This window comes from Streptomyces anandii JCM 4720 (genome assembly GCF_014650655.1).
In the GTDB taxonomy this organism is placed as follows: domain Bacteria; phylum Actinomycetota; class Actinomycetes; order Streptomycetales; family Streptomycetaceae; genus Streptomyces; species Streptomyces anandii.
This window is the reverse complement of the sequence record NZ_BMVJ01000020.1, coordinates 74,584-80,776: the sequence shown is the minus strand read 5'-3', so window position 1 is coordinate 80,776 and position 6,193 is coordinate 74,584. Positions and strand designations below refer to the sequence as shown.

At 69.6% G+C, this 6,193-nt stretch carries 6 protein-coding genes and 1 pseudogene; 4 read left to right on the top strand and 3 right to left on the bottom strand.

Annotation, left to right across the window (positions count from 1 at the left end; translation table 11 throughout):
- Window positions 1–8 precede the first annotated feature (8 nt).
- Complete coding sequence (locus IE249_RS28535) at window positions 9–257, top strand: DUF397 domain-containing protein (protein ID WP_189709381.1); 249 nt, start codon at window positions 9–11, stop codon at window positions 255–257.
- A gap of 102 nt (window positions 258–359) precedes the next feature.
- Here IE249_RS28535 and IE249_RS28530 read toward each other — a convergent pair whose 3' ends face one another.
- A complete protein-coding gene (locus IE249_RS28530) occupies window positions 360–839 on the bottom strand; it encodes an ATP-binding protein (RefSeq protein WP_229859436.1) in 480 nt (159 codons plus the stop codon).
- A gap of 343 nt (window positions 840–1,182) precedes the next feature.
- Here IE249_RS28530 and IE249_RS28525 point away from each other — a divergent pair, with 343 nt between their 5' ends.
- The 3 genes from IE249_RS28525 (at window position 1,183) to IE249_RS28515 (ending at window position 4,313) form a co-directional block, all read left to right on the top strand.
- The gene (locus tag IE249_RS28525; RefSeq protein ID WP_506004913.1) at window positions 1,183–2,019 is read left to right on the top strand and encodes a Sco1979 family transcriptional regulator; all 837 of its coding nucleotides are present in this window, start codon (window positions 1,183–1,185) and stop codon (window positions 2,017–2,019) included.
- Window positions 2,020–2,204: 185 nt separating this feature from the next.
- Window positions 2,205–3,665 (top strand): aldehyde dehydrogenase family protein, encoded by a 1,461-nt coding sequence (locus IE249_RS28520; RefSeq protein WP_189709284.1) that lies wholly within the window; start codon window positions 2,205–2,207, stop codon window positions 3,663–3,665.
- A gap of 84 nt (window positions 3,666–3,749) precedes the next feature.
- On the top strand, window positions 3,750–4,313 hold the full coding sequence (locus tag IE249_RS28515; protein ID WP_189709282.1) for a DinB family protein: 564 nt from the start codon (window positions 3,750–3,752) through the stop codon (window positions 4,311–4,313).
- Window positions 4,314–4,396: 83 nt separating this feature from the next.
- Here IE249_RS28515 and gad read toward each other — a convergent pair whose 3' ends face one another.
- Together gad and IE249_RS38770 are read right to left on the bottom strand one after the other, a co-directional pair.
- Window positions 4,397–5,809, bottom strand: a complete 1,413-nt coding sequence (gene gad / locus IE249_RS28510; protein ID WP_189709280.1) for a glutamate decarboxylase — start codon at window positions 5,807–5,809, stop codon at window positions 4,397–4,399.
- Window positions 5,810–5,900: 91 nt separating this feature from the next.
- Window positions 5,901–6,193: pseudogene (locus IE249_RS38770) on the bottom strand (ion channel protein); the annotation flags it as partial.

The following is a 6,193-nucleotide window of genomic DNA, read 5'->3' as shown; positions in this document are numbered from 1 at the left end:
TTGAGGGCGTGTACGGGCAGTACGACGTGCACAACGGCATGGCGGCCACGCAGCTGAGCGGGGTGGCCTGGCAGAAGAGCCGGCACAGCAACTCGCAGGGCTCCTGCGTGGAGTTCGCCCGGCTGCCCGGCGGGGAGGTGGCCGTGCGCAACTCGCGCTTCCCCGACGGTCCGGCGCTGGTCTACACGCGTGCGGAGATCGAGGCGATGCTGCTCGGCATCAAGGACGGCGAGTTCGACCATCTGATCGCGGGCTGAACGCAGTAGCCGTAACCTCCACCGGAACAGACGCCCCGTCAGCGATTTCCCACGGGCTGCTGACGCGCGTAGAACCGCGGCGTCGCGAAACGCCGCGGTTCGTCAGTCGGCGGGTGGCAGCCGGAACAGGGCCCAGACGACCTTGCCGCCCACGCTGCCGGCCATCGGGTGCCAGCCCCAGCTGTCGCTGAAGGAGTCGACCAGGAACAGGCCGCGGCCCGACTCCGCCGAGAAGTCCTCGGTGTCCCGGGCGACGGGACTGTCCTGGCTGGGGTCGCGCACCGCGCACACCAGTCGCTCGGTCCACCGCATCAGGTGCAGGCGCACGGACGGGACCTGCTCGTGGGCGCGCGCGGCCGCAGGGCCGGGCAGCGCGTGCCGCAGGGCGTTCGTGACCAGCTCGGAGACGACCAGGCAGACGTCGTCGAAGCGCTCGCCCAGCTCCCACTGCTCCAGTGTTCTGCGGGTGAAGCGCCTGGCCTCGCGCACGGCCTCGTAGCGGGCCGGCAGGGCGCAGGAGGCGGCGTTGGACACGGCCGCGGGGTCCAGCGGCGGAAGGCCCTGCCGTAACGGCTCGAGCATGGTCGATCCATTCGTCCCCATGCGAGGCACTCCCGGGAATTCGCGGTCGTTGCGATGCAGCGGTGGCGCGAGACCATGGTTTCGGATGGCTACAGCAGATGCAAGGGCAGATGCACGTGCACGCGACCGAATTGGACCTTCCCGTACCGCTTACTGGTCATTTTTTCCGCCATCTTCTCGACTGCCGCTTGCCTCCTTCTTGCTTCCTGCTGCGCCCTTTCTTCGGTCTCTTTCCGTTTCCGTAATCGCACGAGTACTGCTCGGAGTGATTTAGTGGCAGACTGCGGCCGTCTGAAGACGGCTGGGGAGGCTGGCGAACGTGAGCGCGGGAGAGCCCGGATCGGTGGTGCGGCGCATGCTGCTCGGTTCGCAACTCAGGCGGCTGCGCGAGACGCGGGGGATCACGCGGGAGGCGGCCGGGTACTCGATCCGGGCCTCGGAGTCGAAGATCAGCCGGATGGAGCTGGGCCGGGTGAGCTTCAAGACCCGGGATGTGGAAGACCTGTTGACGCTGTACGGCATCACGGACGAGGCGGAGCGCACCTCATTGCTCTCCCTCGCCAAGGAGGCCAACGTCGCGGGCTGGTGGCACAGTTACTCCGACGTCCTGCCCAGCTGGTTCCCCACCTATGTGGGCCTGGAGGGCGCGGCGTCGCTGATCCGCGTCTACGAGGTGCAGTTCGTGCACGGGCTGCTGCAGACCGAGGCGTACGCCCGCGCGGTGGTGCGGCGCGGCATGCGGGGCGCGAGCGAGGCCGACGTCGAGCGGCGGGTCGCCCTGCGTCTGGAGCGGCAGAAGTACCTCGTCGCCGAGAACGCCCCGGAGCTGCACATCGTCCTGGACGAGGCGGCCCTGCGCCGGCCGTACGGCGACCGCGAGGTGATGCGCGGCCAGTTGCAGCACCTGATCGAGATCTCCGAGCGGCCCAATGTGCGGCTGCAGGTCATGCCGTTCAGCTTCGGCGGGCACGCCGGCGAGTCCGGTGCCTTCACCATCCTCAGCTTCCCCGAGTCCGACCTGTCGGACGTGGTCTACCTGGAGCAGCTCACCAGCGCGCTGTACCTCGACAAGCGCGAGGACGTGGCGCAGTACGAGAAGGCGCTCAAGGAACTGCAGAACGACAGCCCCGGCCCCGACGAGAGCCGCGACCTGCTGCGCGGCCTGCTCCAGCTGTCGTAGGGAATCCCCCGGAACACCTCGGTGAACGCCCAACTTCCCTGCCGCGCAAGTACGATGACGTGCGATCAGACCTGAACGATCTAAACGATCAGACCTGAACGATCGGACCGTGAAGAAGTGATCGTGAGTTGATCGGGCTCCGACTGCTTCGAACCGCCTCGGCAGCAGGGGATTTGAGGGATCACATGTCGTCCTACTTCACCGACCTGGCCCAGCAGTACATCGACGGCGAGTGGCGTCCGGGCACCGGCTCCTGGGACATCATCGACTTCAATCCGTACGACGACGAGAAGCTGGCCTCGATCACGATAGCCACGGCCGACGAGGTGGACCAGGCCTACCGGGCGGCCGCCCGCGCCCAGCAGGAATGGGCCGCGACCAATCCCTACGCCCGCCGCGCGGTGTTCGAGAAGGCGCTGCGCCTGGTCGAGGAGCGCGAGCAGGAGATCACCGAAGTGATCATCGCCGAGCTCGGCGGCACCCGGCTGAAGGCGGCCTTCGAACTGCACCTGGCCAAGGAGTTCCTGCGCGAGGCGGTCCATCTGGCGCTGCGGCCGGAGGGCAGGATCATCCCGTCCCCGGTCGACGGCAAGGAGAACCGTGTCTACCGGGTCCCGGTGGGCGTGGTCGGTGTGATCAGCCCGTTCAACTTCCCCTTCCTGCTGTCGATCAAGTCGGTCGCCCCGGCTCTCGCCCTCGGCAACGGCGTGGTGCTCAAGCCCCACCAGAACACCCCGGTCACCGGCGGCTCCCTGGTCGCGAAGATCTTCGAGGACGCGGGGCTGCCGGGCGGTCTGCTCAACGTCGTGATCACCGACATCGCCGAGATCGGCGACGCCTTCCTCGAGCACCCGGTGCCCAAGGTCATCTCCTTCACCGGCTCCGACAAGGTCGGCCGGCACGTCGCCACCGTCTGCGCCTCCCACTTCAAGCGCGCGGTCCTCGAACTCGGCGGCAACAGCGCCCTCGTGGTCCTCGACGACGCCGACCTCGACTACGCGGTCGACGCGGCCGTCTTCAGCCGGTACGTCCACCAGGGCCAGGTCTGCATGGCCGCGAACCGCGTCCTGGTCGACCGCTCGGTCGCGGACGAGTTCACCGCGAAGTTCGTGGCCAAGGTGAAGTCGCTCAAGGTCGGCGACCCGCGCGACCCGGAGACGGTCATCGGCCCGGTGATCAACTCCACCCAGGCGAACGCCGTTTCGCACGCGGTGGAGCAGGCCCTCGCCGAGGGCGCCACCGCCCTGGTGCGCGGCACCGCCACCGACAACCTGGTCGGGCCGTCCGTCCTCACGGACCTCCCCGCGGACTCCGCCCTGCTCCGTCAGGAGGTCTTCGGCCCGGTCTGCTTCCTCATCCCCTTCGACGGTGAGGAGGAGGCGGTCCGGATCGTCAACGACACCCCCTACGGACTGTCCGGCGCCGTCCACACCGCGGACATCGAGCGCGGCGTCGCCTTCGCCAAGCGGATCGACACGGGGATGTTCCACGTCAACGACGGGACCGTGCACGACGAGCCGATCGTTCCCTTCGGCGGCGAGAAGCACTCCGGAATCGGCCGGCTCAACGGCGACACGATGCTGGACGCCTTCACCACGGTGAAGTGGATCTCGGTGCAGCACGGCCGCAGCGGCTTCCCGTTCTAGGACAGGATTTGACCGCATGGGCCGATAGCTTCTTCCATGCCGGACAGGAGCCGGCGGGAGCGTCGAGACGAAAGGCGGCCGGTCATGGTCACTCACGTGCGGGCGGAAGCGCAGGGCGACGAGCGCGGAGCGCTGCTGTCCTTCCTGGAGGAACAGCGCGGTGGCATCCGCAGGGCGCTGCTTGGGCTCACCGAGGAGCAGGCCCGCACGCGTCCCAGCGCGAGCGAGCTGTCCCTGGGCGGGCTGCTCAAGCACGTCGCCGAGGTCGAGCAGGGCTGGATCGCCCGGGCGAAGCAGCAGCCGCCCGCTGTGCGGCGCACGCAGGCGAACTGGCACGAGTGCTTCCAGCTGCTCGACGGCGAGACCGTCGCCCAGCAACTGGCGTACTGGGAGAAGGTCGCCGCCGAGACGGAGGACTACGTCCGTTCCGTGCCCAGCCTCGACGACACCTTCCCCCTCCCGAACGACCCCTGGTTCCCGCCCGACGAGCGGGTCTCGGTGCGCTGGCTGTGCCTGCACCTGATCCGCGAGACGGCGCGGCACGCCGGCCACGCCGACATCATCCGCGAGTCGCTGGACGGCAGGACGGCCTTCGAGCTGGTCGCCCTCGAACAGCAGGCGGAAGAACAGCAGGCGCCCACCGAATGAGCCAGGGCCTTTCTTCCGGATCAGGCCGGCTCCGAGTTGCCTCGTCTGCCGGCCGACCGGCGGCAAGATCCGGAAGAGAGGCCCTAGTGATGGAAGCCCGTCGCCGCGGCCTTGTCGCGGGTCAGCGGGTGGGGCTGGCGGCGCAGTTCCGGCAGCAGCCGGGCGAGGTCCTCCACGAAGAGCTCCGCGAGGTCCGCCGAGAAGCCGTTGCGGCAGACCACGCGGAGCACCGACAGGTCCTCGCGGTTCGGTGGGAAGGTGTACGCGGGCACCAGCCAGCCGTTCTCGCGCAGCCGCCGTGAGACGTCGAAGACGTCGTACGAGGTGACCTCCGGCGCGGTGGTGAAGGCGAAGACCGGCAGCTCGTCGCCGCGGGTGAGCAGCCGGAAGTCGCCGAGCGCCTCGACGCGTCCGGCGAGGCGGGTGGCCACGTCCCGGGTGGACTGCTGCACCAGCCGGTAGCCCTCGCGGCCGAGCCGCAGGAACGAGTAGTACTGCGCGACGACCTGCGCGCCGGGCCGGGAGAAGTTGAGCGCGAAGGTCGGCATGTCGCCGCCGAGGTAGTTGACGCGGAAGACCAGCTCCTCGGGCAGGGACTCCTTGTCCCGCCACAGCGCCCAGCCGACGCCCGGGTAGACCAGCCCGTACTTGTGCCCCGAGGTGTTGATCGAGGCCACGCGCGGGAGGCGGAAGTCCCACACCACGTCCTCGTCCAGGAAGGGCGCGACCATGCCGCCGGACGCCCCGTCGACGTGGACCGGGATGTCCAGGCCGGTGCGCTCCTGGAGGGCGTCCAGGGCGGCGCACAGGTCGGCGACCGGCTCGTAGGAGCCGTCGAAGGTGGAGCCGAGGATGCCGACGACCCCGATGGTGTTCTCGTCGCACAGCTCGGCGGCGGCCTGCGGATCGAGGTGGAAGCGGTCGCCCTCCATGGGCACCTGACGGGCCTCCACCTCCCAGAAGTTGCAGAACTTCTCCCAGCACACCTGGACGTTGACGCCCATGACGAGGTTCGGCCGCGCGTCCCGCGCGGGATAGCGGTCGGCGTTCCGCTGGGCCCAGCGCCGCTTGAGCGCCATCCCGGCCAGCATGCAGGCCTCGCTCGACCCGGTGGTCGAACAGCCCACGGCGGCCGAGGGGTCGGGCGCGTTCCACAGGTCGGCGAGCATCGCCACGCAGCGCCGCTCCAGCTCGGCGGTGCGCGGGTACTCGTCCTTGTCGATCATGTTCTTGTCGCGGCACTCGCCCATCAGGACCCCGGCCTGGGGCTCCATCCAGGTGGTGACGAACGTGGCCAGGTTCAGCCGCGAGTTGCCGTCCAGCATCAGCTCGTCGTGCACCAGCTGGTACGCCGTGGTGGGCGTCAGGGGCGAATCCGCCAGCCGGTGCTTGGGCGGCGCCTCGCTCATCTCGACGGCCGGATCGGCCTCCCCGTAGAAGGGGTTGACGGACAGGGGACGCTCGTCGGGCTTCTCGTGACCTCGGTGGAGCGGCATGCGACGGCCTCCTGGGAGTCGTGGGTGGGGTGTTCCGGGGATGTTCGGTACGGGGGTACGGGCACACGGCCACGCGGGCACGCCGGGCCGGTCATCGAAGCGCCGTCCCGTCCTCCTTCAGCTGCATCTGCGGCCGCCCGGTCACCAGCAGCCAGGCCGGCAGCGAGGCGACGCACAGCAGGGCCAGGATGGTCGGCGAGGCCACGAGCACCGCGGCGGTGAACAGGCTCACCCAGCCCTGCCGGGTGATGGCCAGGAGCATGCCCAGCACGCCCGCCGCCACGCCCACCGCCTCCGGCACCGAGGGCACCAGGGCGTGGGCGCCGAGCCCGAACGCGGCGCCGATGAAGACGGAGGGGAAGATCCGCCCGCCGCGGAAGCCGC

What these genes read in the sequence shown, in the direction of transcription:
- IE249_RS28530 (WP_229859436.1), bottom strand. Translation starts at nt 839, where the DNA reads ATGCTCGAGCCGTTACGGCAGGGCCTTCCGCCGCTGGACCCCGCGGCC.
- gad (WP_189709280.1), bottom strand. Translation starts at nt 5,809, where the DNA reads ATGCCGCTCCACCGAGGTCACGAGAAGCCCGACGAGCGTCCCCTGTCC.
- IE249_RS28515 (WP_189709282.1), top strand. Translation starts at nt 3,750, where the DNA reads ATGGTCACTCACGTGCGGGCGGAAGCGCAGGGCGACGAGCGCGGAGCG.
- IE249_RS28520 (WP_189709284.1), top strand. Translation starts at nt 2,205, where the DNA reads ATGTCGTCCTACTTCACCGACCTGGCCCAGCAGTACATCGACGGCGAG.